General features: G+C 67.1%; 21 protein-coding genes and 5 pseudogenes. 16 read left to right on the top strand and 10 right to left on the bottom strand.

All coding sequences use genetic code 11. From position 1 onward, the window contains the following. Nucleotides 1-81 precede the first annotated feature (81 nt). From ACZ7L1_RS37560 to ACZ7L1_RS37550, 3 genes and pseudogenes are all read right to left on the bottom strand, one after another. Nucleotides 82-1,241, bottom strand: a pseudogene (locus ACZ7L1_RS37560) (IS30 family transposase); the annotation flags it as partial. Continuing rightward, entirely contained in the window at nt 1,159-1,923 is a 765-nt protein-coding gene (locus tag ACZ7L1_RS37555) for an IS3 family transposase (RefSeq protein WP_471443996.1), read from the bottom strand. The pseudogene ACZ7L1_RS37560 and the gene ACZ7L1_RS37555, both read right to left, overlap by 83 nt. 14 nt (nt 1,924-1,937) lie before the next feature. Then, nucleotides 1,938-2,276 carry a transposase gene (locus ACZ7L1_RS37550; protein ID WP_471443991.1) on the bottom strand — a complete coding sequence of 113 codons (339 nt, stop codon included), beginning with the start codon at nt 2,274-2,276 and terminating at the stop codon, nt 1,938-1,940. A 136-nt stretch (nt 2,277-2,412) separates the two neighbouring features. On the opposite strand from ACZ7L1_RS37550, the gene ACZ7L1_RS37545 reads away from it, so the two are divergent. Next, nucleotides 2,413-2,889, top strand: a complete 477-nt coding sequence (locus ACZ7L1_RS37545; RefSeq protein WP_471443989.1) for a hypothetical protein — start codon at nt 2,413-2,415, stop codon at nt 2,887-2,889. A 1-nt stretch (nt 2,890) separates the two neighbouring features. On the opposite strand, the pseudogene ACZ7L1_RS37540 reads toward ACZ7L1_RS37545, so the two are convergent. Beyond that, nucleotides 2,891-3,601: pseudogene (locus ACZ7L1_RS37540) on the bottom strand (transposase); the annotation flags it as partial. A gap of 167 nt (nt 3,602-3,768) precedes the next feature. Between ACZ7L1_RS37540 and ACZ7L1_RS37535 the strand changes: the two are divergent. From ACZ7L1_RS37535 to ACZ7L1_RS37495, 9 genes are all read left to right on the top strand, one after another. Further along, the gene (locus ACZ7L1_RS37535) at nt 3,769-4,800 is read left to right on the top strand and encodes a LacI family DNA-binding transcriptional regulator (RefSeq protein WP_471443987.1); all 1,032 of its coding nucleotides are present in this window, start codon (nt 3,769-3,771) and stop codon (nt 4,798-4,800) included. Between the two features lie 155 nt (nt 4,801-4,955). Continuing rightward, entirely contained in the window at nt 4,956-6,212 is a 1,257-nt protein-coding gene (locus ACZ7L1_RS37530) for an ABC transporter substrate-binding protein (protein ID WP_471443986.1), read from the top strand. Nucleotides 6,213-6,227: 15 nt separating this feature from the next. Further along, nucleotides 6,228-7,148: a carbohydrate ABC transporter permease gene (locus ACZ7L1_RS37525; protein ID WP_471443984.1), complete on the top strand. Its 921-nt coding sequence runs from the start codon at nt 6,228-6,230 to the stop codon at nt 7,146-7,148. Beyond that, the gene (locus ACZ7L1_RS37520) at nt 7,148-8,047 is read left to right on the top strand and encodes a carbohydrate ABC transporter permease (protein WP_471443982.1); all 900 of its coding nucleotides are present in this window, start codon (nt 7,148-7,150) and stop codon (nt 8,045-8,047) included. The genes ACZ7L1_RS37525 and ACZ7L1_RS37520 overlap by 1 nt, the downstream gene beginning before the upstream one ends. A 60-nt stretch (nt 8,048-8,107) precedes the next feature. After that, on the top strand, nt 8,108-9,142 hold the full coding sequence (locus tag ACZ7L1_RS37515) for a glycoside hydrolase family 130 protein (RefSeq protein WP_471443994.1): 1,035 nt from the start codon (nt 8,108-8,110) through the stop codon (nt 9,140-9,142). Further along, complete coding sequence (locus ACZ7L1_RS37510; RefSeq protein WP_471443980.1) at nt 9,139-10,395, top strand: Gfo/Idh/MocA family protein; 1,257 nt, start codon at nt 9,139-9,141, stop codon at nt 10,393-10,395. Before ACZ7L1_RS37515 ends, ACZ7L1_RS37510 begins: the two co-directional genes overlap by 4 nt. Next, nucleotides 10,388-11,977, top strand: coding sequence for a glycoside hydrolase family 13 protein (locus ACZ7L1_RS37505; RefSeq protein ID WP_471443978.1), 1,590 nt, complete (start codon nt 10,388-10,390; stop codon nt 11,975-11,977). The genes ACZ7L1_RS37510 and ACZ7L1_RS37505 overlap by 8 nt, the downstream gene beginning before the upstream one ends. A 130-nt stretch (nt 11,978-12,107) precedes the next feature. After that, complete coding sequence (locus tag ACZ7L1_RS37500) at nt 12,108-14,150, top strand: hypothetical protein (protein ID WP_471443976.1); 2,043 nt, start codon at nt 12,108-12,110, stop codon at nt 14,148-14,150. Nucleotides 14,151-14,624: 474 nt separating this feature from the next. Continuing rightward, nucleotides 14,625-14,831: a hypothetical protein gene (locus tag ACZ7L1_RS37495; protein WP_471443974.1), complete on the top strand. Its 207-nt coding sequence runs from the start codon at nt 14,625-14,627 to the stop codon at nt 14,829-14,831. A gap of 56 nt (nt 14,832-14,887) precedes the next feature. On the opposite strand, the gene ACZ7L1_RS37490 is transcribed toward ACZ7L1_RS37495, so the two are convergent. Further along, nucleotides 14,888-16,135, bottom strand: a complete 1,248-nt coding sequence (locus ACZ7L1_RS37490; protein ID WP_471443972.1) for a serine/threonine-protein kinase — start codon at nt 16,133-16,135, stop codon at nt 14,888-14,890. A gap of 767 nt (nt 16,136-16,902) precedes the next feature. Here ACZ7L1_RS37490 and ACZ7L1_RS37485 point away from each other — a divergent pair. From ACZ7L1_RS37485 to ACZ7L1_RS37465, 5 genes and pseudogenes are all read left to right on the top strand, one after another. Continuing rightward, complete coding sequence (locus ACZ7L1_RS37485; RefSeq protein ID WP_471443971.1) at nt 16,903-17,256, top strand: hypothetical protein; 354 nt, start codon at nt 16,903-16,905, stop codon at nt 17,254-17,256. 381 nt (nt 17,257-17,637) lie between these two features. After that, nucleotides 17,638-18,489, top strand: a complete 852-nt coding sequence (locus ACZ7L1_RS37480; RefSeq protein WP_471443970.1) for an SCO2400 family protein — start codon at nt 17,638-17,640, stop codon at nt 18,487-18,489. Nucleotides 18,490-18,599: 110 nt separating this feature from the next. Beyond that, nucleotides 18,600-19,145, top strand: coding sequence for a hypothetical protein (locus ACZ7L1_RS37475; RefSeq protein WP_471443969.1), 546 nt, complete (start codon nt 18,600-18,602; stop codon nt 19,143-19,145). 62 nt (nt 19,146-19,207) lie between these two features. Then, nucleotides 19,208-19,576, top strand: a pseudogene (locus tag ACZ7L1_RS37470) (RNA polymerase sigma factor); the annotation flags it as partial. Continuing rightward, nucleotides 19,474-21,384, top strand: a complete 1,911-nt coding sequence (locus ACZ7L1_RS37465) for an RHS repeat domain-containing protein (protein WP_471443993.1) — start codon at nt 19,474-19,476, stop codon at nt 21,382-21,384. The pseudogene ACZ7L1_RS37470 and the gene ACZ7L1_RS37465, both read left to right, overlap by 103 nt. A gap of 500 nt (nt 21,385-21,884) precedes the next feature. Here the strand turns inward: ACZ7L1_RS37465 and ACZ7L1_RS37460 are convergent, their stop codons facing one another. The 4 genes and pseudogenes from ACZ7L1_RS37460 to ACZ7L1_RS37445 form a co-directional block, all read right to left on the bottom strand. Next, complete coding sequence (locus ACZ7L1_RS37460; protein WP_471443968.1) at nt 21,885-22,085, bottom strand: hypothetical protein; 201 nt, start codon at nt 22,083-22,085, stop codon at nt 21,885-21,887. Between the two features lie 56 nt (nt 22,086-22,141). Then, a complete protein-coding gene (locus tag ACZ7L1_RS37455) occupies nt 22,142-22,330 on the bottom strand; it encodes a hypothetical protein (protein WP_471443967.1) in 189 nt (62 codons plus the stop codon). Nucleotides 22,331-22,342: 12 nt separating this feature from the next. Next, the gene (locus ACZ7L1_RS37450) at nt 22,343-23,569 is read right to left on the bottom strand and encodes an IS110 family RNA-guided transposase (RefSeq protein WP_471443966.1); all 1,227 of its coding nucleotides are present in this window, start codon (nt 23,567-23,569) and stop codon (nt 22,343-22,345) included. A gap of 468 nt (nt 23,570-24,037) precedes the next feature. After that, nucleotides 24,038-24,355 (bottom strand): annotated as a pseudogene (locus ACZ7L1_RS37445) (transposase); the annotation flags it as partial. A gap of 36 nt (nt 24,356-24,391) precedes the next feature. On the opposite strand from ACZ7L1_RS37445, the gene ACZ7L1_RS37440 reads away from it, so the two are divergent. After that, the gene (locus ACZ7L1_RS37440; protein WP_471443964.1) at nt 24,392-24,715 is read left to right on the top strand and encodes a hypothetical protein; all 324 of its coding nucleotides are present in this window, start codon (nt 24,392-24,394) and stop codon (nt 24,713-24,715) included. Here the strand turns inward: ACZ7L1_RS37440 and ACZ7L1_RS37435 are convergent. Then, a pseudogene (locus ACZ7L1_RS37435) lies at nt 24,707-25,473 on the bottom strand (IS110 family RNA-guided transposase); the annotation flags it as partial. The gene ACZ7L1_RS37440 and the pseudogene ACZ7L1_RS37435 overlap by 9 nt on opposite strands. Between the last annotated feature and the right edge of the window lie 114 nt (nt 25,474-25,587).

Raw genomic sequence — 25,587 nt, 5'->3', positions numbered from 1 at the left:
GCACGTGTTCTCCGAGTCACCCGACGATCCCGCCGAACCTCTCCCGTCGAAGAAGCCCGGCCCGCCAAGGCTGCACCAATAGGTGTTCTCGTTCGTGCCTCGCTGCCATGGGCTGTGCGGATCGGCGAAGAACACGGGGATACCGGTCTCGACCCTGAACTGCGTGTGCGCCGACATTTCCTTGCCACGGTCCCATGTCAGCGACCGCGTCAGCTGCTCGGGGAGCATCGACATCGTGTTGGCGAGTGCCTTCTTCATGGAGATCGCTCCGTAGCCTGCCAGTGCGGGGCCGTTCTTCGTTCGAGGGATCGTGCCGTATCCCTCTTCGCGGGGCAGATGAACCAGCATTGTGAACCGGGTCGACCGCTCGACAACGGTGCCGATCGCGGAACGCTCCAGCCCGATGATCAAATCCCCTTCCCAGTGGCCGGGGACAGCGCGGTCCTCGGCCTCGGCGGGCCTTTCGCTGATCAACGCTTCTGGCGTGACGTGCGCCCAGGTCTTCCGCCGTGAACGCGCCCGTGGCGCGCGCAGAGCGCGGCCGGTCCGAAGACACAGGATGAGCTCGCGTTTCAGCGCCCCGCGGCCCTAGATGTACAGGCCTGGTAGATCGCCTCGTGACTGATGCGCATGGATTCATCATCCGGGAAATCGAGCTTGATCCGGTTCGCGATCTGCTCTGGACTCCATGCCTGAGCCCACGCACGATCCTTGCGATGCGGCTTGTTCCGCCCCGTCCACGAGCCTGTCTCCGGTCCCGCGATTGGCATGCCGCCAGATGTGGTGATCTGGCCGGACAGCCTCTCCTGGACGTAGGCGTGCAACCTCGGATTGGCGACCAACTTCGCTGTCTTCGGACGCTGGGCCGCCAAATCTGCTTTCCACTGCGCCACCGACGCCCGGTAGTCGAGCTTCCCACTTCTTGTGGCGGCGTTGCGTCGCAGCTCGCGGGAGATGGTGCCTGGATTACGACCGACGTCTCGAGCGATCTCGCGCACTCCCTTGCCCTGGGCCCTGAGCAACGCGATCTCCTCTCGCTCGGAAAACGACAAGTACCTGCCCGAGGGCGGCTTCGAATCGAACGGTCGCATGCCGCCACACTGGCGGTACCAGCGCGTCGCGACCGCCGGCGCCACGCCGATGACGGCGGCGGCCTCCTCAGCGAGAAGGCCCTTGGCGATCTCCGTCCAGAACGCCGCCTCGACATGACGCTGATACTTCGGATGCCCCGGAGACCTCAGCTTCGGACGCAGCGCCCGGTCCGCTGCCTGATGACGACGCACCATCCAACACCTCCATGCGTACGAGGTGTTGCGACGGCCAGTTGAATCCGCCCTGCGCCCCGTGATCGCTGTGGAAGATCGCCATGTCGAGGCTGCCGCGGGTGGCTGCCGCGGCCTTGAGGGCGTCGGCGACCAGCCCGGTGCGCATGTGGTCGGCGATGGACCACCCGACCACGCGCCGGCTGAAGCAGTCCAGCACTGTCGCGAGATAGAGGAACTCGCCGTCGCCGACGGGCAGATACGTTATGTCACCCATGTACTTCACGCCCGGCTGAGCGGTGGTGAAGTCCCGCTTGAACAGGTCGGGCACCACCTGGTTGGCCGGCTCCGGCACGGTGGTGCGGACCTTCTTGCGCAGATGCACCCCGACGATGTTGAACTTGCGCATCACCCGCGCCACCTTCTTCTCGTTGATCCGCATACCCTCGGCGTCGCGGAGCTCTGCGGTGATGCGCGGGGGGCCGTAGGTCCCATCGGACTCGGCGTGGACAACCTTGATCTTCTCGGCCAGGGTGGCGTCGGCACGCTCCCGCTCCGCGCGGGCCTGCCGGCCTTCGCGCCATTTGTAGAAGCTGGAGCGGGCGACCTCCAGTACCTGGCACAGCCGCTGGACCGGGTAGGTCTCGCAGTGGTCCTGGATGAACTGGCAGCGGCCTACCAGGTCATCTCCGAGGCGAAAAACTTTGTTGCCTTGCGCAGGATGTCCCGCTCGGTAGCGAGCGTCGCATTCTCCTTGCGGGCGGCCTTCAGCTCGGCCTCCAGAGCCTTGATCCTCGCTTCGAGGTCCTCGCGGGTGGCCTCGGCGGCCTCGGTGGTGCTGGTCATGCTCTTCCTGGTCAAGCCGGTGGTGCTGCCGCCGCGGGCGCGGTCGGCGTGGATCCAGTTCCGCAGGGTCTCCGCATTGATGCCCAGGTCACGCGCGATCGTGAGATCCGGGTCCGAGTGGAACACGGCCACGGCATCGGCCTTGAACTCGGGCGAATAGACCTTCATTACCATAAACGATCACCCTCTCCCGACCCCCACCGGGGTCGGCTTGAAGGTGTCCACCACTCGGGGGGGTGCCCCTATGCCTTTGGTCAAGGGAAACGGGGGTGCGTTGGGTCGGGGAGCCGGGCAGCATGGCGGGGTGGCTGATTTGCTGTGGGATGACGTGAGTTCCTTCTTCGACCCGGACTTGATGGGGTCGTTGCCGGACATGCGTGTCCCGGATGCCTCGGTGCAGGACTGGCAGGCGGTCCTCGATCTTGTCGTGGAGAAGGGCTGGAAGTGCCAGTACTCCGAGGGAGAGACGGTGCTTCCGGTTCCTCGGGCGGAGGCCGTGCTGGGCCGCCCGGCGGACGCCGAGTGCCCGAACCTGCGGGTCTGGCCGACTGCCGATGTGCTGGCGATCTTCCGGTTCTATGCCGAAGACGAAGTCGACTTCGACGTCGACCTGCGGGAGCTGCAGGGCCAGGATCGACTTGATGTGTTCTGCGGCTTCCTGCGAGAGATCGGAAGGCGGCTGAACAAGCCCGTGCTGATGGACCCGGAAGGCCACTATGGCCATCCAGTTCTCGGCTTTGATGTCGAGGCCGATCGAGTCGTTCTCCTCGCAGACCCGTAGGTCAGGTGGCTGAGGCAGACGGCTGCGGTTCGTAAAAGGTTCCGTCGCGGAGCATTGCGAAGAGGACGTCGGCCCTGCGTCTGGCGAGGCAGAGCAGGGCTTGGGTGTGGTGCTTGCCCTGGGCGATTTTCTTGTCGTAGTAGGCCCGGGAGGCCGGGTCGCCGAGGGCGGCGAACGCGGAGAGGGAGAAAGCCCGTTTGAGCTGCTTGTTTCCTCTCCTGGAGGGCTGTTCGCCGCGGATCGACGACCCGGAACTGCGGGTTGCGGGAGCGAGTCCGGCGTAGGCGGCGAGGTGGCCGGCGGTCGGGAAGGTGCTGCCGTCGCCGACCTCGATCAGGATGCGGGCTCCGGTCCTGACGCCGACTCCCGGCATCGACGTCAGGACCTTCGAAAGAGGGTGTGCCTCCAGTAGTTCCTCGGTCCGCCCGGCCAGCAGTTTGCGCTGGTCAAGGACGGCCGTCAGTGAGGCGGCGAGGCTCGGGACAATCAGCGCGGCCGCATCGGTGCCCGGAACGGTGACGGTCTGCTCGTCCAGCGCGGCAAAGTTCTCCTCGACCAGCCGCTCAGCCATCCGTGGGGCCTTCGGCCGCAGGTGGGTGACCAGCCGCCGACGGCCGGCCTTGCGGATCTGGGCAGGGGACCCGAACCGTTCCAGCAGCGTGAGGACGGCCGGGTGCTGCAACCGCGGCCCCAGCACTCGTTCCAGCGACGGAAGTACTGGCCTCCGGGGCAGGGCCCGGGTCCTGCCCAGCCCGGCACCGGTCGGAAGGCGGGATGCCGTCCACCTCTTGACGGTTGCTGGGTTAAACCGGTTTAGTCAGACCGCGGCTAAACCGGTTCAGGTCGCGTTGCGCTGTTGTTCACCGTAGGGAGCAGGTTGTGACCCGTCGTCCGACAATCGCTGATGTGGCGAAACGTGCAGGCGTGTCCCGGGCCGCTGTGTCGTTCGCGCTCAACGGTCGACCCGGGGTCTCGGCGGATACCGCGGAGAGGATCTTGCGTGCGGCCGAGGAGCTGGGATGGCAGCCCAGCCGGCTGGCGCAGGGGCTGTCGCAGGGCAGGGCCTTCGCGGCCGGTCTGGTCCTTACCCGACCGCCCGAGCTGATTGGTGACGACCCGTTCTTCCCGGCCTTCATCGCGGGTGTGGAATCCGTGCTGGCACCCCTTGGGCAGGGGCTGATGCTGCACGTGACCAGCCCCGAGGACGAGGTGAGTACGTACCGGCGGATCGTCGCAGGAGGGAGGGTGGATGGGGTATTTCTTACCGATTTGCGAGTGGATGACCCACGTCCGGATCTGGTGGAAGAGTTGCGTCTGCCGGCTGTGGCGGTAGGGGACGGCGACTCGCTCAGGGACCGGATGCCGTGCGTCGTTCTCGACGACCGCCCGGCGGTGCATGCGGCGGTGCGGCATTTGGTCGAGCTCGGCCACCGCCGGATCGCATACGTGGCGGGACCACCGGAGTTCCTTCACGCTTGCCGACGACGGGAAGCCTGGGAAGTGGCGGTACGCGAGGCCGGACTCGAGCCGGGGCCGGTGCTGGTGGGCGGATTCACGGCGAAGGGGGGCGCGCAGGCGACGCGTGAGCTGCTGCTGCGCCGGAACCGACCCACCGCCATCGTCTACGCCAATGATCTGTCGGCCATGGCGGGACTGTCTGTCGCGCATGAGCTCGGTGTGAGCGTTCCCGGTGAACTGTCGATCACGGGGTACGACGACACCTCCCTGGCGGTGCACACACACCCTCCACTGACGTCGGCCCGTGCAGACGCGTTCAGCTGGGGGAAGGCGACAGCCATACGTCTGCAGGCGCTGCTGGACGCCGGCACGAGTGACTCCGTTGAGCTGCCTCCGGCGGAGTTGGTCGTCCGCGGGTCGACCGGGCCGGCTCCGGCAGCGCTTGATCGCTGATTCGCGACGCCGCCGAAGAGCGTCCGCGATGTCGTGCGGTGCCTGACACGGTGACCTCCACCAGGGCCACCACTCAAGGACTTCAACAACCAGACACAACAGATCCATCCAAGCAGGGAGCCGCAGTGAAGCGTGTCTACTCGTCTGCCATTGCCGTGAGCCTGAGTCTCACGGCCCTCGCCGGATGTGGTTCTTCCGCATCGACCGGCAACGCGACGAAAGCCCACGGGCCCATCAAGATCTGGTACTCGAACAACCCGCAGGAGATCGCCTGGGGCGAGCAGATGGTCGCAGCATGGAACAAGGCGCACCCCACGGAGAAGATCAGCGCCCAGCAGGTTCCCACCGGCAAGTCCTCGGAGGAGGTCATCGGCGCGGCGATCACGGCGGGCACCGAGCCGTGCCTGATCTTCAACACCTCTCCGGCGTCCGTACCGCAGTTCCAGCAGCAAGGCGGGTTGGTGCCGCTGAACAACTTCCCCGGTGCGGCCGACTACATCCAGACGCGCTCCGGTGCCACGGCAGACCAGTACAAGTCATCCGACGGCAACTACTACCAGCTGCCGTGGAAGTCGAATCCGGTGATGATCTTCTACAACAAGAAGATATTCCAGAAGGCGGGCATCAATCCGAACAAACCGCCGCTGAACACCTACGCGCAGTTCCTCGCGACAGCGAAGAAGGTCGTCGCCTCGGGTGCTGCCAAGTACGCCATCTATCCCGCACCCACCAGCGAGTTCTACCAGCCGTGGTTCGACTTCTACCCGCTCTTCGCGGCGGAGAGCGGCGGCAAGGAACTCATGGAGAACGGCAAGTCCCAGTTCAACTCGGCCGCCGGCCGACAGGCCACGGACTTCTGGCGCACGCTGTACGCGAACAACCTGGCCGGCAAGGACGCTTACAACGGTGACTCCTTCGCCGACGGTACCGCCGCGATGGCGATCGTCGGCCCCTGGGCCATCTCGACCTACACCAACAAGGTCGATTGGGGCGAGGTGCCGGTCCCCACGTCGCAGGGCACACCGGCCGCTCAGACTCACACCTACAGCGACGCCAAGAACGTGGCGATGTATTCCTCGTGCAAGAACCAGGGCACCGCCTGGGATGTGCTCAAGTTCGCCACCAGCAAGCAGCAGGACGGGCAACTTCTCAACATGACGGGGCAGATGCCCATGCGGGCGAATCTGCAGCAGACCTACGCGAGCTACTTCGCGAAGAACCCGGCCTACACCGACTTCGCCTCCGCAGCCTCCCGCACGGTAGGGGTCCCGCAGCTGAGCGAGTCCATCTCGATCTGGCAGGCCTTCCGCAACGGCTGGGAGAAGTCCGTGATCAGCGGCCAGAACAGCACTCAGCAGTTCCTCTCCCAGACGGCTGCACAGGCTGACAAGCTCGCAGCGCAGCAGCGGTGATCTGAGGAAAGCGTCATGACTGAGGTCTCTGCCCCCGCGCCGCGTGGACGCGCACGTCGACTGGCCGCCCTGTTGGGTCGTCAGCCGGTCGGCGTGCTGTTCTCCATGCCCTACGCCGTCTTCCTGGCGGTCGTGTTCGCCTACCCCCTCGGGCTGGCGGTGTGGATCTCCTTCCACCGGTACTTCTTCGCGGCACCCGGCGCGACCGTCGACCGGCCGTTCGTCGGTCTGTCGAACTACACCGAGGTCCTCGGCGACCCAGCCGTGCGACAGGCCTTCGGCAACATCGTCGTCTTCCTCGTCGTCAATGTGCCGCTGACCGTCCTGCTGTCCTTGGTTCTCGCCACAGCGCTCAATGCGGCGATCCCTTTCCGCAGGTTCTTCCGCATCAGCTACTACGTGCCCTACGTCACGGCGAGCGTGGCCGTAGTCGGGGTGTGGCTGTTTCTCTTCAACTCCTCAGGGCTGGTCAACCATGTGCTCGGCCCACTGGCTCCACGGCCGTCCTGGCTGGTCAACTCGCACCTGGCCATGCCGTCCATCGCCTTGTTCGTGACATGGAAGCAGCTGGGTTTCTACATCCTGCTCTACCTTGCGGCGCTGCAGAACGTGCCCAAGGAGTTGTACGAGTCGGCCGCCGTCGACGGGGCCTCCAGGTGGCGTTCGTTCTGGTCGGTCACCGTGCCCGGGGTGCGGCCCGCCACGACACTGGTCGTGCTGCTCTCACTGGTCACCGGAGCGAACCTGTTCACCGAGCCGTACCTGCTCACCGGCGGTGGCGGGCCGGCGGGAGCCTCCACCTCCCCCGTGCTGCTGATGTATCAGCAGGGCATCGAGCAGAACCATCCGGACACCGCCTCGGCACTCGGCGTCCTGCTGATCATCGCGGTGCTCATTGTCGCTCTGATCAACCGCCGCCTTCTGGAGCGTGACTGATGAGGTACGTCGAGACCGTCACAGCGGCACCGCGGTCGCAATCCCGGACGCAACGATCCGCACGACGGGTCAGGCGCAGGCCCAACTGGCGGCTGCTCGTCCTGCTCGCGGGTGCGCTGGCGTTCCTCTTCCCCTTCTACTACATGGTCGTCGGCTCGCTGCAGACCCGCGGCAACACCGACCTGTCCGGCGCGCTGCCCGATCCGGGCAACCTGACGCTGGCGAACTACCAGCACATCGACCAGGCCATCGACCTCGGACGCTCCCTGCTGAACTCCGGCGTCTTCACCGGCGGCGTCATCTTCGGCACCATCGTGTTCGGCTCGCTGGCCGGCTATGCCCTGGCCCAGCTGCACTTCAGAGGCAAGGGCCTGCTGTTCAACGTGATGCTGCTGATACAGATCGTTCCGTTTCAGCTGCTGACAATCCCGCTGTACGTACTGATCGTGCGCGACTACGGACTTGCCGACTCCTACCTGGGCATGATTCTGCCGTTCGCCATCAACTCCACCGCGGTGTTCGTATTCCGGCAGTACTTCCTGCAAATCCCACGGGAGCTGTTCGAAGCCGCCAGGATCGACGGCGCGAACGAAGTGCAGATTCTCGTCCGTGTGGCGCTGCCCCTGATCCGGCCCGCTCTCCTGACTGCGGGCCTGCTGACCTTCATCGGCCCCTGGAACGAATTCCTCTGGCCGTTCCTGGTCACCAAGCAGCAAAGCATGGAGCCGCTCGCTGTCTCCTTGTCCAATTACATCACCACAGTCTCCGCGCAGGCTTCGAACCCGTACGGCGCGATCCTGGCCGGTGCCTGCGTGCTCGCCGCTCCGGCCGTCGGACTGTTCCTGCTGTTCCAGCGTCACTTCATATCCACCAACCTCGGCTCCGGCGTGAAGGGTTAGATCTTGAGCACCACTGTTTCGTCCGCCATTCCGTACACCCTCACGAGGCTCGGCGTGGTGATGTCACCGCTTGCTGGTGAGCCGTCCGAGGCCGAGGGGGTCCTCAACCCGGCCAGTGGCCGCACCCCGGACGGACGGCTGCATCTGCTGCCACGCCTGGTCGCTGCGGGCAATGTCTCCCGTGTCGGCCTCGCCGAAGTCACCATCGACGGCGGCGTGCCCACGGGCGTCGAACGCCGCGGTGTCGTGCTCGCTCCCGATGCGGGCTGGGAACGCGGCAAGAACAATGCCGGAGTCGAGGACCCGCGCACCACGTGGATCCCGAGCCTGGGCCAGTACGTGATGTCGTACGTCGCCTACGGTCCGCTGGGTCCCAAACCCGCTCTCGCGGTCTCGAAGAACCTCACCGACTGGCAGCGCCTCGGCCCGGTCCAGTTCGCCTACCAGCACGACCTCGACACGGATCTGAACCTCTTCCCCAACAAGGACGTGGTGCACTTCCCCGAGCCGGTACCGGGCCCTGACGGCACCCCGTGCTACGCCATGCTGCACCGCCCGATGTGGGACCTGGGCTGGTTCCGCCCCGGCGAGGGCGTCCACCTTCCCGCCGGTCTGGACGACGAGCGCCCCGGGATCTGGATCTCCTACGTTCCCGTGGCTGAGGTCGAACGGGACATCACGGCCCTGACACGGCCGCGTGACCACAGGCTCGTGGCGCTCAGTGTCCATGACTGGGAGGCGCTGAAGATCGGAGCCGGCCCCGCGCCGATCCGTGTCGAGGAAGGCTGGCTCCTCATCCACCACGGCGTTTCCGGCTCCATCGAGGATCCGTTCCAGCAGAACCAGCACGTCAGTTACGCCGCAGGCGCGATGATCCTGGACCCGGCCGACCCGTCCCGCGTCCTCGCGCGGACAGCCGAGCCGCTGATGGCCCCGGAGACCGAAGAGGAGCGGTCCGGCACGGTGCCGAACGTCGTCTTCCCCACTGCGATCGAGGAGATCGACGGCGTGCGCTACGTCTTCTACGGCATGGCCGACGCCCACATCGGCGTCGCCCGACTCGACCGCGTCGAGGTGCCAGGAGAACCGGCATGACGGGCGCCCCACCGACGCCGGCCGAGGTCGGCGTCGGCTTGGTGGGCTGCGGCGCGTTCGGTGCGTACGTACTCGACGCCGTCAAGGACCTGCCGGGAGTACGGGTCGTGGCCGTTGCCGACGCCGACGCGATGCGCCGGGAGGAGCTGGCCGCTGCTCACGGCGCCGCCGTGTGCGACGAGTTCGAGGCGCTGCTGGCCCGGCCTGATGTCGACGTGGTGGCTGTCACCACACCACCGGCGACCCATGCGGAGATGGCCATTGCCGCGCTCCGCGCGGGCAAGCACGTCTTCTGCGAGAAGCCGCTGGCCGTCTCGGCAGCTGAAGCAGCCGAGGTATGGGCGGTGGCCGACAGCTCACCGGGTGTCCTCGTGGTCGACCATGTCCTGCGCTACAACCCCGTCTTGCGGATGCTGGAAGGACTGCGCAATGAAGGTCTGCTCGACGCCCCGCGCCGCTTCCTCTTCGAAAACGACGCATCGGACGAGGACCTGAGCCCGGACCACTGGTTCTGGGAACCCTCACACAGCGGTGGCATCTTCATCGAGCACGGCGTTCACTTCTTCGACGCGGCGCGGGCGGTGCTGGGCAGCGAACCGCAATCGGTCCAGGCCACAGCCGTGCGCCGAGAGCCCTCAGGGCCGGTGGACATCGTTGTCGCCACGGCAGTGCATCCGGGCGGGGCGGTGGCCACACATACCCACTCCTTCACCCATGCGCACCGCTGCGAACGACAGTTGATGCGGCTCGACTACGGATTCGCCGAGGCCCGGGTCACGGGCTGGATCCCCACCTACGCGACCGTGACGGCGTGGACGGATGACGCGGGAGCCAACCGCTGGCAGCAGTTGCCCTCTCGCGCCGCCGAGTTGCTGCACGTACCAGGGCTGAAGCCTCATGGCGAAGAAGTCGTCTCCGTCACGATCCATCGGGGCGCAGGTGCACCGCAGCCGTGTCGCGGGCGGGGTGTGGAGCGCATCGCACCCCACTTGGTGGAGGCCGTCATCGACCTCGGCGGTGAAGCGCGCAAGCAGCACGTCTATGCAGGCAGTGTGCGCGCCGCCTTCACCGACCTGCTGCGCTGCGCCCGCAACGGCTCCACCCCCGTGGCCGACGCCTACGCGGGGCTGACCGCCGTCGCCGTCGCCGAGGCCGCGACCCGGGCGATGGAGAGCGGTGCCGCGTTGCACGTGGTCGTGCCGTCCGCCGACGCAGGCGCCGGTGCGGGAACGAGGCGCTCGGGCGATGGCTGAGAGGGAGTGGTGGCGTGACGCCGTCTGCTATGAGCTCTACGTCCGGGCGTTCGCCGACGGGAACGGCGACGGCGTCGGTGACCTTCCAGGTGCCACCGCGCGCCTCGGGCACCTGCGGGATCTGGGGGTCGATGCGGTGTGGCTCACGCCGTTCTACCCCTCGCCCATGGCCGACGGTGGCTACGACATCGCCGACTACACGGCCGTCGCCGAGGATCTGGGCACCCTGGGCGACCTGGACGCCTTCGTGGCCGAGGCGCACGCCTGCGGTCTGCGCGTCCTGATCGACCTGGTGCCCAACCACACCGCCGACACCCACCCTTGGTTCCGATCAGCTCTGGCCGCATCACCAAGTAGCAAGCAGCGCGAACGGTACATCTTCCGCGACGGCCGGGGGCCGGACGGCGGACTGCCACCGAACGACTGGCAGTCCGCTTTCGGCGGCCCGGCATGGACACGGACCACCGGGCCGGACGGGCGCCCCGGTCAGTGGTACGCGCACCTGCACGCACCCGAACAACCCGACCTCAACTGGCACGAGCCGCAGGTGAGGGCAGAATTCGAGCGGATCCTGCGATTCTGGCTCGACCGGGGGGTCGACGGCTTCCGCATCGACGTCGCTCACGCGCTGTTCAAGGCTCCGCAACTGCCCGACGCCGGGCCGGGCCAGCACCAGGACATCTCCCTCAACCACCTGATGCCCTACTACGACCAGGAAGAGCTCCATCCGCTCTACCGTTCGTGGCGCTCGCTCGTGGACCAGTACCCCGGCAACCGGCTCCTGGTCGCTGAGGCTGCGGTCTTCGACCCCGAGCGGTTGGCGCGATACGTCAGAGCCGACGAGATGCATCAGGCTTTCAACTTCGCTTTCCTGGAAGCGGAGTGGGACGAGGCCGAACTGCGGCGGGTGATCGACGATTCGCTGGCCGCGATGGCACCGGTGGGCGCCCCCGTGACCTGGGTCCTGTCCAGCCACGACGCCGTCCGCCCCGTCACCCGGTTCGGCGGCGGCCCGCGCGGACTGGCCCGGGCACGGGCCGCAGCCTTGCTCATGCTCGCGCTGCCCGGAGCCGTCTACCTCTACCAGGGCGAGGAACTCGGCCTGGACCAGGTGGAGGTGCCCGACCACGAGATCCGTGACCCGCTGTGGGAGCGTTCCGACCACACAGAACGCGGCCGCGACGGCAGCCGTGTCCCCCTCCCCTGGTCGGGAACCACTCCTCCCTACGGTTTCTCCCTGCCCGAGGCCGGAGGCCCCCCGTGGCTCACCCAGCCCGCTCGCTGGGCCTCGCTCACGGTCGACGCGCAACGCTCTGAGCCAGGTTCCACCTTGGAGCTTTACCGGAAGGCGCTGCGCATCAGGCGACAGCGCCCGACGCTGGGCGAAGGACCGCTGCGTTGGGCTGAGACAGCCCCCGGCATCCTCGGCTTCACGCGTGGTGACGGCCTGATCTGTCTGGTCAATCTGGGCGAGAGCCACGTCCCGCTGTCAGACAGCGCGGTACTGCTGGCCAGCGGACCGCTGGCGGACGGCTCGCTCCCACCGGACACAGCCGTCTGGCTGGAGCGTCCGCCGCACTGACCCGGGTCCCGTCCGCAGCCTGCGGCGAGCACGCCGGGAGCCGGGGCTCCCCGCCGCGTGGACCGCGTGAGCACCGCCCGACCGTGACCCTTCGTGTAGAAATCGCAATCCACTCCACCAGGAGGTTGCCTTGAGACGCCGTATCCTCGCGCTGACCGCAGGCTTCGCCGTGGCCGGGCTTGTGGCCCCGCTCAGTGCTGCCAGCGCAGCAACGCCGTCGCCTGCCCTCACGGCATCGCGTCAGGCCCAGGCCCCGCTGACCAACCTGGAGCACCTGGACTTCCTGACCACACATGTTGCCCCGCCGTCCCAACCGGGCCACACCACCTACCAATTGGCCGACCACCCCGACATCGGCGTGCTGTGGGTCTACGCCAACCACCAATCGAGCGGTGGCTACCAGCGCACGGGCGGTGGCACCTACAACGAGTCCACCAACACCTACGGCCAAGGTGCCTACGACGCCGACGACATCGCCCGAGCAGCGGTCGTCTACCTGCGCCACTGGCACCAATGGCGGGACAGCCACAGCCGAGACGAGGCCGAGGCACTCCTGCGCGGACTCACCTACCTCCAGACCGCCACTGGTCCGGATGCGGGCAACGTCGTGTTGTGGATGCAACCGGACGGCAGCCTCAACCCCTCTCCCACGCCCCCGGACAGCCCCAACCCCTCCGACACCGGGTCCTCCTACTGGCTGGCGCGCACCGTATGGGCGCTGGGTGAGGGGTACAGCGAATTCCGGAAGAGCGATCCGGCCTTCGCGAGCTTCCTCGCGCAACGGCTGAACCTGGCTGTCGAGGCACTCAACCGGCAGGACCTCACCCAGTACGGCAATTACCAGACTGTCAATGGCGTCCGGCTGCCCATGTGGATGATCTCCGACGGTGCCGACGCCTCCTCGGAGGCAGTACTCGGCCTGACTGCTTACGTGGCCGCAGGCGGCAGCTCGCCGGCCCGTACGGCACTTGCGCAACTGGTGGCCGGCATCGCGGCGATGGGCGCCGGCAACGCCCGCACCTGGCCCTACGGCGCACTCTTGCCGTGGAGCCTGTCACCCTCGCAATGGCACGCCTGGGGCGATGAGATGGCGACCGCGCTCGCGCAGGCATCAGGAGTCCTCCACGAGCCGGCGTTGCTGCGGCCCGCAGTGGCCGACGCGGCAGTGTTCACACCCCACCTCCTCACCGCTACGGGGCCCGACAACGGCTGGAGTCCCACACCGGTTGACGGCTCTCAGATCGCCTACGGGGCGGACTCGGTCGTGCGCTCGCTGCTCGCGGTCGCCACCGCCACGCACAGCTCTGGACTGCGCCAACTGGCAGGGGTCGCGGCGGGCTGGTTCTTCGGCCAGGACCCTGCCGGTGTCGCGATGTACGACCCGGCCACGGGCGTGACCTTCGACGGCGTGGCACCGGACGGCACCGTGAACCACAACTCGGGGGCCGAATCCACTATTCATGGACTGTTGACCATGGAGGCCTTGGACGCGGCACCCGGCGTGGCGGACACCGCCCGCGCCGCCCGGCACGTCATTCGCCGCGACGGACAGCAGGTCGTCGAGGCGAACCGGGCAACCCTGGCAGGCGGCGCACGGACGATAGAACCCCCCTCGACGTGGACGGGGGAGGCCCAGTGGAGCTCCACGTCATACGTGAGCTCTCCAGCGGGCAGCCGGCTCACCTGGCAGGTGCCCGCCTCCGACCAAGCCAGGATGGTGCAGCCCGTCGCCTACCTCGTCGACGGCGGCGCCGCACGGACGACGTTCACCGTACACAACACACGCCTCGGCACTGTCCACTACGGCACGGGCGGTGCGCAAGGAGCATCAGCCGCACCCGGGGCGATCCTGCCGGTGACTCTGCCCACAGACCTGCCCGCCGGCGCAACGTCCGTCACCGGCACCACCACGGGCGGCACCGGGCTACTCGACTCCGTGGTCCTGACTCCGCTGATCTCGCAACTGGTCACCGTCGGCGACAGCCACAGCCTCGCGCTGCTCAACAGCGTCGCCACGACACCTCGTACGGCGAGCATCAACCTGCCGGGCACCGGACGCGCCGTCGTCGTCAGTTACGACCGCAACGGCGTCGCCCGAAAGCGCAGCGTCACCTCCACGAGCAACGTCACCGCGACGGTGCTCCCCGGCGGATTCACCCTGATCACGCGCTGACGGGTATGCCGCAGCCGCTGGCGTGACAGCCGTGCGGTTCCGCAGCCCCGCCGTGGGCCGCGGAGCCGCACGTTGCCGCTGGCGAAGATCGCCCCATCGGATGGCGTCGTCGTCCTGGTTGACTGGCCGGAGCAGCATGGCCGCCGAGTACGTGGATAGAGGCCTCGGCAGCCGCGTGCCTCATGTTCGGTTCCACGGATGAAGCCGTCCTTGTGCCACCAAGACCGTATCGTCAGTGGTCAACTCGCCCCGGGGTTCTGTCCAGGCTGCGGATTCACCCGACCGGGCGAGTTGTCAGTGGCGGCGTCTACCGTCTCTTGCATGACCAGTTCGCCGAACTCCCCTGAGACTGCATGGGTGTTGGAGGCAACCATCCACACAGCGCCGACCGCCCATTCTCAATGGCAGGAGCAACTTGGCAGGCTCCGCCCAATCGCCTCGTACGACACGGAGACCCAGACGTGGCATGCCCGCTTGGGCGCACTCAACCTGGCGGGTGTGCAGGTGCTGCAGACCCTTTTCGACGCCGCGCGCGTCCACGGCACCGAGGTGCGCCTCCACCCCGCGGCGATCCCTGTGCACTGGGACGGCCCCGTCTTCACCAGGGAGCCGGATGTGGCCGCTCTCCTGGAGGAACAGGCCGATCGCGGTCGGACGCTCGGTCAGCTGCCTCTGGCCTGAGAGTCCGCGCGGTGCTACCCACCCTGAAACGGCTGTACGCGACATCCCTCAGCTACTCAATTTTTGGTGTGCCGTTGTCGTCCTTTTCCTCCTTTCCCGTCGTTGCGCTTGCCTGACCACTCGCCGCCGTTGTCGCCACCGTGCTCGAGCCTGGGTGGCGTCCTGGCGGACGGGGGGGGGGGGGCAGGCGATGGCGTCTTGGCCGGGGTCCGACCGGCGGGTGTTAGTGCACTGTGAGTGGGTGAGGGAGAGGCCGGAGACGTAGGCGCTGTGGCGCCGGAATTGAGCGAGGCTCCGAGGGCCGCGGCACCGGCGAACAGCGCGAGGTCGGCGCCGGCCAGGACGGCTTTGGGGGCCAGTTTGAGGCGACCGGTGGGGCGGGAGTGCGTGGCGGCGCGGGGTTCACCGGGGTGCAGGGCCGGAGGCGGTGGAATGGCCGGGATGGGCATGAGGGTGGTGCCGTCGTGCTCGGCAAGCCGCGACGTTTCACTCTGCGTGGCGAGCCAGGCGGCTGCTTGGTCGGCGGTGGGCCGGTGGGCCGGGTCCTTCGCGAGCATGTGCAGCACGTAGTCGGAGAGCGGCTGCGGGATGTCGGGGCGCAGGTGGTCGGGGGGTGCTGGTGTGGCGCTGACGTGTTGCTGGACTACGGCCAATGATGTGGCTCCGCTGAACGGAGGTTGGCCGGTGAGCAGTTCGTACAGGACACAGCCGAGGGAGTAGACGTCGGATGCGGGTTGCGCGGGACGGCCCAGGGCGCGTTCGGGAGCCAGGTAGTCGGCGGTGCCGATGATCTTGCCTGTGGCGGTCAGACCGGTGGCGGCCTCCTCGGCGAAGCGTGCGATGCCGAAGTCGGTGATCTTCACCGTGCGGTCGGTGGTCAGCATCACGTTGGCGGGTTTGACGTCCCGGTGGACCACTCCCTGCTGGTGTGCCGCGCAGAGGCCGGCGGCCGCCTGGGCCGTGATGGCTGCCGCCTCGGCCGGGGGCAGGACGCGGCGCAGGGAGCGTTCCTGGGCCAGGTTCCAGCCCTCGACGAGTTCCATGACCAGGTGGGGCTGGTCATGGTGTGAACCGAAGTCGTACATGCCGACGACGTTGGGGTGGTTGAGCCGGGCCGCGATCTGTGCCTCCAGGCGGAATCGCTCGGCGTCTTCCGCTTCCTCGGCATGCAGCAGTTTGACGGCCACGGGCCGCGCGAGGAGGTGGTCGCAGGCCCGCCAGACCTCGCCCATCGCGCCGCGTCCCAGCAGCTCCTGCAACTCATAGCGGTCCGCCAGCAGACCCTGCACACCCACCCCGATCATCGCGTTGCTTTGTCGTTCCCCCGGGCCCGGTAGTTGCGGGCGTCGGGTCCCGGTTGCCCCGGCCGACGCACACTCCCTCTCGGACCGGAAACCTGCGTGAGGGAATGCGCATGGGGCAGGCAGATGATGGGGGATTCACCTGCCTGCCCCTCATTGCGCACCCACCCGCCCGGAATAGGGGGTGGGCGGGTGCCACGAGGCCCCTGGGTTCCTGGGCCCACTCCTACAGCGCTCGGGAATGACAGACCGTCACGCCTCTGAGGCGCCCAACACCACACGGCTCTCCGGGCTGGGAGAGCAGGGGCAGGCCCTGCACGGGGGAACCGGGCCTGCCCCAGCATGTCGGCGCCTGCGAACCCTCCCCCCGGAGGATGGGCGCCATGACCCCGCCCGGGGTCACTTCCAACAGCGCGCCGCGGGTCAGGAGTGTCACGGGGGAACGGTGATGGTTACGAGATCGGCAATTCCGTAAAGGAACGCCCTGGATTCCTTCATAATCTGCTCACGCATTACGCGAACACCGGCGACCGGGGGCTGCGGCGGCGCGCAATGCCGCTCCTCCATCCCGTCCGGAAAATTGCCATGCCATGCGAACATGCAGGTAAGTGCCTGTATAGGCAGCCATATTTGGGACATTGCAGACGTCGGTGTAACGCTGAAGCGCATCCGGAACGCAGAAGTAGGGAGAAGCGGGGTGCCGACCGGCGGAATCCGGGTGCCCTGGCGCGAGCGCGTAGACACGGCACTACATCAGATCGGACATCCCCATGAGAAACCTCGACCCGATGCCCGGATACCAGGCATACAACGAGCGACCAGACCCGGGCCGCTCACTGTACCGTCAGGCCACCACACGGCGTATGACCGTCACCATCTGCACGATCGCCGACATCGCGGCGGGCCTGCTGGGCCTGTGGATCCTGCTGTTCCTGCTCGACGCGAACCGCGGGAACGTGTTCGTCGAATTCGTAGGGGGCACAGCGGGCTGGCTGTCCTGGTGGTCACAGGACATTTTCACGATGGACACAGAGTGGCTGCGCGTTGTCCTCAACTACGGCCTACCGGCCGTCATCTATTTGCTGATCGGCTACGGGATCGCTGCCCGGCTCAACCGAGCCTGACAGTGAACCGGCCTCTTTATCGATCGCCTTGAAAGTGGGCCGACATGACACACAGCTCCACTGGAAACGATCGCTTGCCGATCTATGAGGACCTGATACGCGAGCGGGGTGACGTCGTCGCCGAGGCTCAACGAGCCGCGGCACACACGCTGCACCAGGCAGCGCAATTGCTGACCGGACGGGATACGGGTAAACAAGCCCGTCATTGGGACCACAGCGCGGGAGCCACTGCGGCCGGTCAGCCGGAGTGGCGCGGGTCGCCGCAATAGGGATGGGCCTCGGTACGGGTACATCCGCGTGTCCCGTCCTGGCCCAAGGACCAAGCCGCGCCCCCCAGAGGGGGCCAGCGGCACGTCGAACCAGGAAGAACAGAAAGCACAGATGGATTACTGCTCCTCATGCCGTCGGCACCTCAACGGCGCACTGGTGTGCCCCGGGTGCGGCGCCTACGCCCCGGACATCGCCCCACCCGCCGCCGACGGCCACAGCGGCTCGGCCCCGGCAATGGCGAGTGCCAGACCTGCTATAACGGTCCACCGGGACCCCGCGGCCTCCGTCACGGGGCACGACAGCCTCCCGGGCGGCGTGGCGGAGTCCAGCACGGCCATGGGCGTGGCCCCGCGGGTTGCCGCCGACGTCGAGGACCTGCCGCCCGCGGGGCAGGGGCGTGCGGCACGCCGTCGCCGACTGGCCCGCTGGAGGAAGAACAAGCGCCGGGCAGCGGTCGCGAGCGCTGTCGCACTCGTCGGAGGCGGCCTGAGCATCGCCATGATGGACCGGCACGCCACCGACCGGGCCCAGGCAGCCACAGCGCCGGACGACCCGAGGGCGGGTGCCAGGCAGGAGCAGACGCCCCAGCAGAACCCTCCGGCCGCCGCACCAGCCACCGCTCAACACTCCCACCGGCCGTCACACGCCCCTTCCCAGCCACAGACGCCGACGACCAACGCACCGCAGCAGCAGACCTTCCCAGCACCGTCCCGCACGACGCCACCGATCGCCCAGCCGGACACCACAGCTCCTGCCCGCCCGGCCGCGACAGCGACCACGCAGCCGCAGAGCACCACCCCGGCCGCCGGCAACACGACCCCCGACCGCTCCGGTACGGCGGCACAACAGCAGCCGGCGCCCGCGACAGGCGACGGCACGAAGCCGAACGCGTCCCAGACCAGCCCCTCACGGGCGTCGACCTCGCCGACGGAGGTCTGCCTGCTCGGGCTGTGCCTCGGCTGACCACGCCTGCACCCGGCCGTTCCCGGCAGGACGAGGGAACAGAGTTCGCGAGCCGCGTGTCAGCCCGTGAGCAACGGCACGGCCGACGGAAGGGAGAGGACGCAGAGCCCATGAGTCCCCGCTACGAATTCGAATTCCTGCTGCACCGTATCGGCCGATGGTGGGCTATCGACATCCCTCGCCTGGACCTCCACAGCCAGCGCCGCACCCTTGAAAAGGTGGAGGACCTGTCGCGTGCCCTCGTGGCCAAAGCCGTCGGGGTCCCTCCGGAGATGATCACGCTGGACATTGTGGTGCCCGAACTCGTGCCCCTGCTGGACTCGGTGGCCGAAGCGCGGCGCCGCCGGGCGGCCGCCGTCGCCGCCGAGAATCAGGCGATCGCCGCCGCTGTTCACGAGCTCGTGGAGAATCTCCACATGAGCCAGGGCGATGTCGGGCGTCTGCTCGGCATGCCCCCGAGCGAGGTCACCCACTTCACGCCACCACGCGGCTCGTCACCCGTCGGCCCAAGGCAGCTCACGCCCCTGCCCGCATCCGGTCTGCCGCAGCCGGCCGCCACTCCTGCTCTCCGCTCGCGCCCCGGCCTCGCACGGCGACCACGTCAGGCGAACTCTCCGGCCCGGCCCTCCTGGGCCATCCCTGACGACGACACGTAACGCCGAAGCTGACAGGGGGCTTTGACCGACCCCGGTTCGCTCGCGCGGGACCGTTGTGTGCAGTGGCCACCGATCATTTGGGGGGCCGGTGTGACGTGTCGTACGCTCCGGGGCGTTGCTCGGCCAGCGGAGGACAGAGCGATCGTGCAAAAGGAAAGGGCGTTCAGCGCGCGTCCGCCGATGATCTGGCGCTGAGCACGGCAGTTACACAAGCTCAGGACGGTGACGAAGCGGCGTTCTCGCTGTTGTACCGATCACTCCAGCCCGGCCTGAACGCCTACCTGCGTGGGCTCCTGGGTGACATCGCCGAGGACGTGACCGCCGCCGTCTGGCGAGAGATCGCCCTCGAGTTGCCACGGTTTCGTGGCGATGGGCACGGATTCCGCGGCTGGACGGCGAGCATCGCCCGGCGCCACACACGCGGCCACCTCCGGCGTCACGGCGCACCGCCCCCCTTCGGAGGCACCAGGAAGGCACCGGCGCCCGCACAATCACCCGGGACCCAGACGGCCGCGTCATCGCCGACCAATTCACCAGCGCCACCACCACCGGCCTGGCCAACCGCTACGGCTACGACACAGTCGGACGCGTCACCCGCGCCTGCACCGACACCGCCACCACCGCCTCCTGCCTCGACGGGACCAGCGGCACCACCTACACGTACGACCCGGTCGGCAACCTCGCCACCACAACAGGCGGCACCACCAGCGTCAGCAACACCTACGACGATGCCGACCAGCTCACCAAGCGCGTCGCAGGCTCCACCACAACGGACCTAACCTACGACGCCGACGGCAACCTCACCAAGGACGACAAGGGCACGTACGCCTACGACGCGGCCAGCCGCGTCAAGTCCGCCACCATCGGCGCCGACACCTTCACCTTCGTCTACGACGCAGACGGCAACCGAACCGTCACCAACAAGAACAGCAAGCTCGACCGCACCTCACGCTGGGACGTCAACGGCTCACTGGCCCAGATCGCCACCGAGACCAACAGCACCGGCGCCCTCATCGCCGACTACAACTACAACCCATCCGGCATAGCCCAGGCGATGAACCGCAGCAGCGGAGCCTTCTACTTCCTGCACGACCGCCAGCAATCCATCCGCGCCGTCCATGACGCAGCCGGCAAAGAGAACTACACCTACACCTACAGCCCCTGGGGCGAGTCCACCGGCAAGGCCAGCGTCACCAACGGGCAGGCCAGCCCCTTCGGCTACACCGGCCAGTACACCGACCCCTACCTCAGCGGACGCCTCGACCTCCGCGCACGGAACTACACCCCCAGCACTGGCCGATTCACCACCACCGACCCTCGCCCCGCCGACACACGCAGCGCCAACCCCTCCCCGTACGCGTACGCCAACAACGACCCTCTCAACGAGGCCGACCCCTCAGGCAAGTGCCCACTGTGCGTGAGCGCCGGCATCGGCGCCGCATTCGGGGCTGTTGTCGAGGGCGGGATCTACAGCTGGCAACACCGCGACGATAACTTCAGCTGGGGCGGCCTCGCCAAAGCCGCAACCGAAGGGGCAGTCGCCGGCGGCATCGCCGGAGCCCTGATGCCGGGTGCTGGGAATGCTGTCGCGGAGGTCTTCGGACTGACCGGTGGACGTGCCATTGCCACATCCACGGCCGTCAACGCAGCGGTCGGCGCCGGTCTCGCCTGGGGCACCAACCAAGTCCACTGCCGCCCCACCGACCCCTGGGACCTGCTGATCGGCGCTGCTGGCGGCGGCAGCAGTAGCCTCATAGGCCCCGCGTTCTCCTGGCTGAAGAACAACCGGCTCTTCATGCCTTCGGTTACCGTCTCAGCGCACGCGAGCGATGGGCTGAGGGGATACGCCTTCCGTGGACTGCGTCCCGACGAAAATCCGGAAGAGGGCCTTCGCGCAGCGGGAAGCAACCCTGATGTCGAGCCGTGGCAGCATGTCGTGCAAGATAACGACTCACCGTGGATCTCCTTGACTCGCGATCCCGAAATCGCGTACACCAAGTATGGCGGTAAGGACCACGGTATCGTCGCGGTAGATCTTTCGCGCCTTGACTCGGAGGCGCTCGATGCGGCCGCATACCTTCACGTGCCTCATGAATTTTACGAGTTCGCGAAGGATGCGTCCTTCCGCGACAGGGAAGTCCTCGTCAAGTTCAGGGTTTCGTCGCATGCCATTGTCAAGCACTGGCCGGCCGGCACTAGCTTCGAGCAGATATTGAGGGACATCGCCGAATTCGATTAGGCTACAAGCCTCAGACAGGGTGAGCCCAGTGACGTTCAGATCACGGGCTCACTCTTGAGGGTCGACCCGACCGGATCGGTAGGAAAGGTAGTAGCGACGTGTCTACGCAGTCATGGGAACTGAGGAGCGGAGACAAGACACTCGGGGTCCTGTCCCTCGTGTTGATCGATCAACCGTGGTTTCGGTGTGAATTCACTCCCGGCGAAGACTGGGCGAATGTGAGTCACCTGTTTGAGGCTCAGGCTGACGCTGTCGACAGTGGGAACCCGGAGCTAATGATGGATGCTATGTCTGCCGTCAGAAAACTTCCACTTAAGCTTTACCATCTCGAGAGTGGCCAAATTATCAATCCTGTAATTATGCAAATTCGGGACAATGAGGCAAACTTTCGTTACTGAGGCAGATCTTTCTCCTGGATAGCCCGTAGGGGGGTGAGTCACTTCCGGTGAAGCGATACAGCCGGTGCAGTTGCCGCTGACTCAATTGTGCGGTTCGAGGATCTACTGCAGCGCGCCAGTTCCGCTGCTCGTCCATACGGCTATGCCGATCGCGGAGAGATCGGGCGGGCGGTCCCTGGTGACCAGGTACTCCTCAGCAAGCTCGGCCAGTTCGGCACGGGAGGCATAGCCGCCGATCAGCACCTCGCGGACGCGCTCTTCCAACTGCTCGCGCTCGTCTTCGTCGAGGTCGAGCGGCGGCACCTCCTGATTGGAGTCGATGTCCAGCAGCGACTACTGACCTTCAATGCGTGAAGTCGTCATGATGGCTGGCGTCGGAGGCCGGTGCCGGTGAGGCAGCCGTCGAGGACATCGTGGCGGTACTGGAGCTGGCGTAAGCCTCGCCGGACGGCGGTGATCAGGTCGTGCGGGTCGGCGAACGCGCGGTTGGCTGTGGTGGTGCGCCGCAGTACCGACCAGATGCCTTCGACCGGGTTGAGACACCTCACGTTGTTACGCAGTCAAGCTGCGGCGACCAACTCGGTGGGAAACGCGGTGCTTTCGTCGAACAGCTCGCGACGCTGGAGGCAGTGGTAGAGCTGGCCGATCATGCGGTTGAAGAGGTTCCTCTGGGCGGCTGCGTGCCAGTCGCCGTGCTCACGTCGTCGCCGGTAGTGGGCGTTAGCTCCGGCGGACGCCCGTAGAGAGGCGAAGGCCCACAGGTAGCCGGCGTGGTTGAGCCTGTCGTTTTTCACCCACCGCCGTGTGACGGACGACTTCTTGCCGGATGCTCTGGTGATCGGCGAGGACCCGGCGTATGCCTTGAGGCCGCGGGCGTCGGCAAAACGTGTGCGGTCGTCCCCGATCTCAGCCAGGACCCGGGCGGCGAGCTGGATGCCCAGCCCGGGGAAACTCAACAAGATCTCGGCATCCGGGTGCTGCGGGAACGCCCCTTCCACTGCCTTCGCGAGGTCGTCGGCGGCGGTGCAGGCGGCCTCCAGCTGGATGAGGAGGGCGAGCATCTGCTTGCCGAGCGCCTCCTCGATCAGCGGCGGCTGGTGGGCCGCCTCAGCCCGGAAGACGTCACGGAGACGGTCCGCCTCCGCGTCGATGCTGCGCTTGCGGCCGGCCCGCTTGAGGGCGGCCTGAAGCTGGGTGCGGGTCAGCCGCGCGGCCCGAGAAGGCGTTGGGGCTGCTTTCAGGAGCTCGCGCGCCTCGGGACGACACAGGCCGTTCTCCCACTTGGCGACGGCGTCCAAGGCGGCCGGGTAGTACTCCCGCAGCAGGGAACGAAGCTGGTTGGCCAGCTGCTGCCGGTTCCAGAGCGCGTCCTGCTGGGCACGGGCCAGGACGGCGATCGCACGACCGAGGTGGGAGTCGTTGGGCAGGGGGCGGTGAGCGTGCATGTCAGTGCGCAGAATGTTCGCCAGCACCAGGGCGTCGCCCGGGTCGGATTTCTTGCGCGAGACGCTGTGCCGGTCACGGTAGCGTGCGGCGGCCATCGGATTGATCGCGAACACCTTGCGCTTGCCGGTCCGCAGCATGGCGACCAGCAGTCCCCGGGAGGTCTCGATGGCCACCGGGATCGGGTTCTCCTCGCTATCGCCATACTCGGCGAGCAGCTCCAGCAGCAGCTGATAGCCAGCCGTGTCGTCGGTGATATGGCGCTTGGCCAGCAATTGCCCGGAGTCGTCGACCAGGGCAACGTCGTGGGTCTTCTCTGCCCAGTCGATTCCGCAGTAGATCAAGTGATTCCTCCCCTGAGTGCGGGTGTTTGCGCCGGTCACGAGCGCACGCGGGCCACGCAGCGACCTAATTCCAGGACTCGACCTCTCGGGGACGGTCCGACACCTCACCAGCCGTTCGTGGCACCAGCACGCCCCACGGGTCTCGGTCTGACCGGGAGCTCCGACGGCCCGGGTATATCGGGAGATCACCGTGCAGCGGGCTCGCACCACGAATTCCAACGAGCCAGCGCAGAAGCAGGTGGCGGCGGCCACGAAGATGCCGAACGTTGCCGATCTCAACCGAGGCGTCAAGGCCGGGTCGGGTGAAGGCATACGCACGGAGGTCAGGCGACCGCCACCACCGAGCACAAGACCCGCACGCCGCTCTTCGGCCAAACGTGAGAACCCGACGAGAGTCGGCGTGCATGCCGTGTACTCGAACAGTCCCGGGACTGGTAGCTCCGTCGGGACCGTCTCTTAACAACGAATTAGGTCGGGTGCGTAGGGCGGTAGTTGGTAGACGGTGAGCCAGTCCCGTTCGGCGATGTAGCGGCGCATGCCGGCCGTCAGGTGGGTGTTGAGGTTGTCCCAGACCAGCACGATCGGGCCGCCGAGCTGCTGGTGAGCGGTCTGGATCAGGTCGCGGTAGTCCTTCCAGGAGAAGCTCTTGCGTCCGTCGGGCCGGGCGTCCGGGCAGGGCCGGTAGATCAGCCTCGAGTGTTCGCCGGTCTTGTAGCAGGCCAGGGCGGCCACCGATAAGCGGCGGCGGGAGCGGCCCCGGACGCGGACCACCGGGGGGGTGCCCCTATCTCTTCGGTCAAGGTCCTGGGCCAGGATGGCGGCATGACGACCTGGTTCCGCACCTACTACGAGGACGAAGATCTGTGGCTGTATTTCGAGGCCAATGACGAAGGCTGGGCAGCACGACAGGTCGAGGTCCGCAGGCAGGACTCGCGGCCAGTGACGGCGGCCTCCCTGGAAGAGGTGCTGCACTTGCGTGATCATGCCGATCTCGCCGCCATGTTCCGCTATGAACGGCAGTATGGGGTTCTTGCCGAAGGTCCGATGGATGGCTGGCAGGACCAGCCCGAGGCAGCCGAGATCTCCGCGGAGGAGTTCGAGCGGGTGTGGACTGAGGCCCGCCAGGCTCTCGGAGATTCAAGCTGACCTGGCGGGTTGGGGTTCGTAGAAGGTTCCGTCGCGGAGCATCGCGAAGAGGACGTCGGCCCGGCGTCTGGCGAGACAGAGCAGGGCCTGGGTGTGGTGCTTGCCCTGGTTGATCTTCTTGTCGTAGTAGGCCCGGGATGCTGGGTCTGCCAAGGCCGCGAACGCGGAGAGAAAGAATGCCCCTTTGAGCTGCTTGTTTCCTCTTCTGGAGGGCTGTTCGCCGCGGATCGACGACCCCGAGCTGCGGGTCGCCGGGGCGAGCCCGGCGTAGGCAGCGAGGTGGCCGGCGGTCGGGAAGGTGCTGCCGTCGCCGACCTCGATCAGGATCCGGGCTCCGGTCCTGACGCCGACCCCTGGCATGGACGTCAGGACCTTCGAAAGAGGGTGGTCCTCCAGCAGTTCCTCGATCCGCCCGGCCAGCAGTTTGCGTTGGTCAAGCACAGCCGTCAGCGAGGCGGCCAGGCTCGGGATGATCAGCGTTGCTGCTTCAGTCCCCGGAACGGTCACGGTCTGCTCGTCCAGGGCGGCAAGATCTCGTCGACCAGCCGCTCGGCCATCCGCGGTGCCTTCGGTCGCAGCAGGGTGCCCAGCCGCCGACGGCCGGCCTTGCGGATCTGGGCCGGGGATCCGAACCGTTCCAGCAGCGTGAGGACGGCCGGGTGCTGCAACCGCGGCCCCAGCACCCGTTCCAGCGAGGGGTGTGTCTGGGTCAGCAGGCCGTGCAGCCGGTTGGCGACCCTGGTCGCTTCGCCTGCTAGGGCGTGTGTCGGAAGTGGTCTAGTGTGATGCGCCTGAAATTGCAGGCTTAAGTCTGTAGTCTGTTTTCATGTCTCGGGGTCCTCGTGCCGTCGAAGTTGTGCTGTCCGATGAGG

The sequence above is a fragment of the Streptomyces sp. NPDC107546 genome (assembly GCF_055639175.1).
Note: the sequence above shows the minus strand (reverse complement) of the source record. Positions and strands in the feature narration are given on the sequence as shown.

Excerpts from the sequence above, each read along its gene's own strand:
- ACZ7L1_RS37550 (WP_471443991.1), bottom strand. The coding sequence starts at position 2,276 with ATGAAGGTCTATTCGCCCGAGTTCAAGGCCGATGCCGTGGCCGTGTTC.
- ACZ7L1_RS37525 (WP_471443984.1), top strand. The coding sequence starts at position 6,228 with ATGACTGAGGTCTCTGCCCCCGCGCCGCGTGGACGCGCACGTCGACTG.
- ACZ7L1_RS37520 (WP_471443982.1), top strand. The coding sequence starts at position 7,148 with ATGAGGTACGTCGAGACCGTCACAGCGGCACCGCGGTCGCAATCCCGG.
- ACZ7L1_RS37515 (WP_471443994.1), top strand. The coding sequence starts at position 8,108 with ATGTCACCGCTTGCTGGTGAGCCGTCCGAGGCCGAGGGGGTCCTCAAC.
- ACZ7L1_RS37510 (WP_471443980.1), top strand. The coding sequence starts at position 9,139 with ATGACGGGCGCCCCACCGACGCCGGCCGAGGTCGGCGTCGGCTTGGTG.
- ACZ7L1_RS37505 (WP_471443978.1), top strand. The coding sequence starts at position 10,388 with ATGGCTGAGAGGGAGTGGTGGCGTGACGCCGTCTGCTATGAGCTCTAC.
- ACZ7L1_RS37490 (WP_471443972.1), bottom strand. The coding sequence starts at position 16,135 with ATGATCGGGGTGGGTGTGCAGGGTCTGCTGGCGGACCGCTATGAGTTG.
- ACZ7L1_RS37485 (WP_471443971.1), top strand. The coding sequence starts at position 16,903 with ATGAGAAACCTCGACCCGATGCCCGGATACCAGGCATACAACGAGCGA.
- ACZ7L1_RS37480 (WP_471443970.1), top strand. The coding sequence starts at position 17,638 with ATGGATTACTGCTCCTCATGCCGTCGGCACCTCAACGGCGCACTGGTG.
- ACZ7L1_RS37475 (WP_471443969.1), top strand. The coding sequence starts at position 18,600 with ATGAGTCCCCGCTACGAATTCGAATTCCTGCTGCACCGTATCGGCCGA.
- ACZ7L1_RS37440 (WP_471443964.1), top strand. The coding sequence starts at position 24,392 with ATGACGACCTGGTTCCGCACCTACTACGAGGACGAAGATCTGTGGCTG.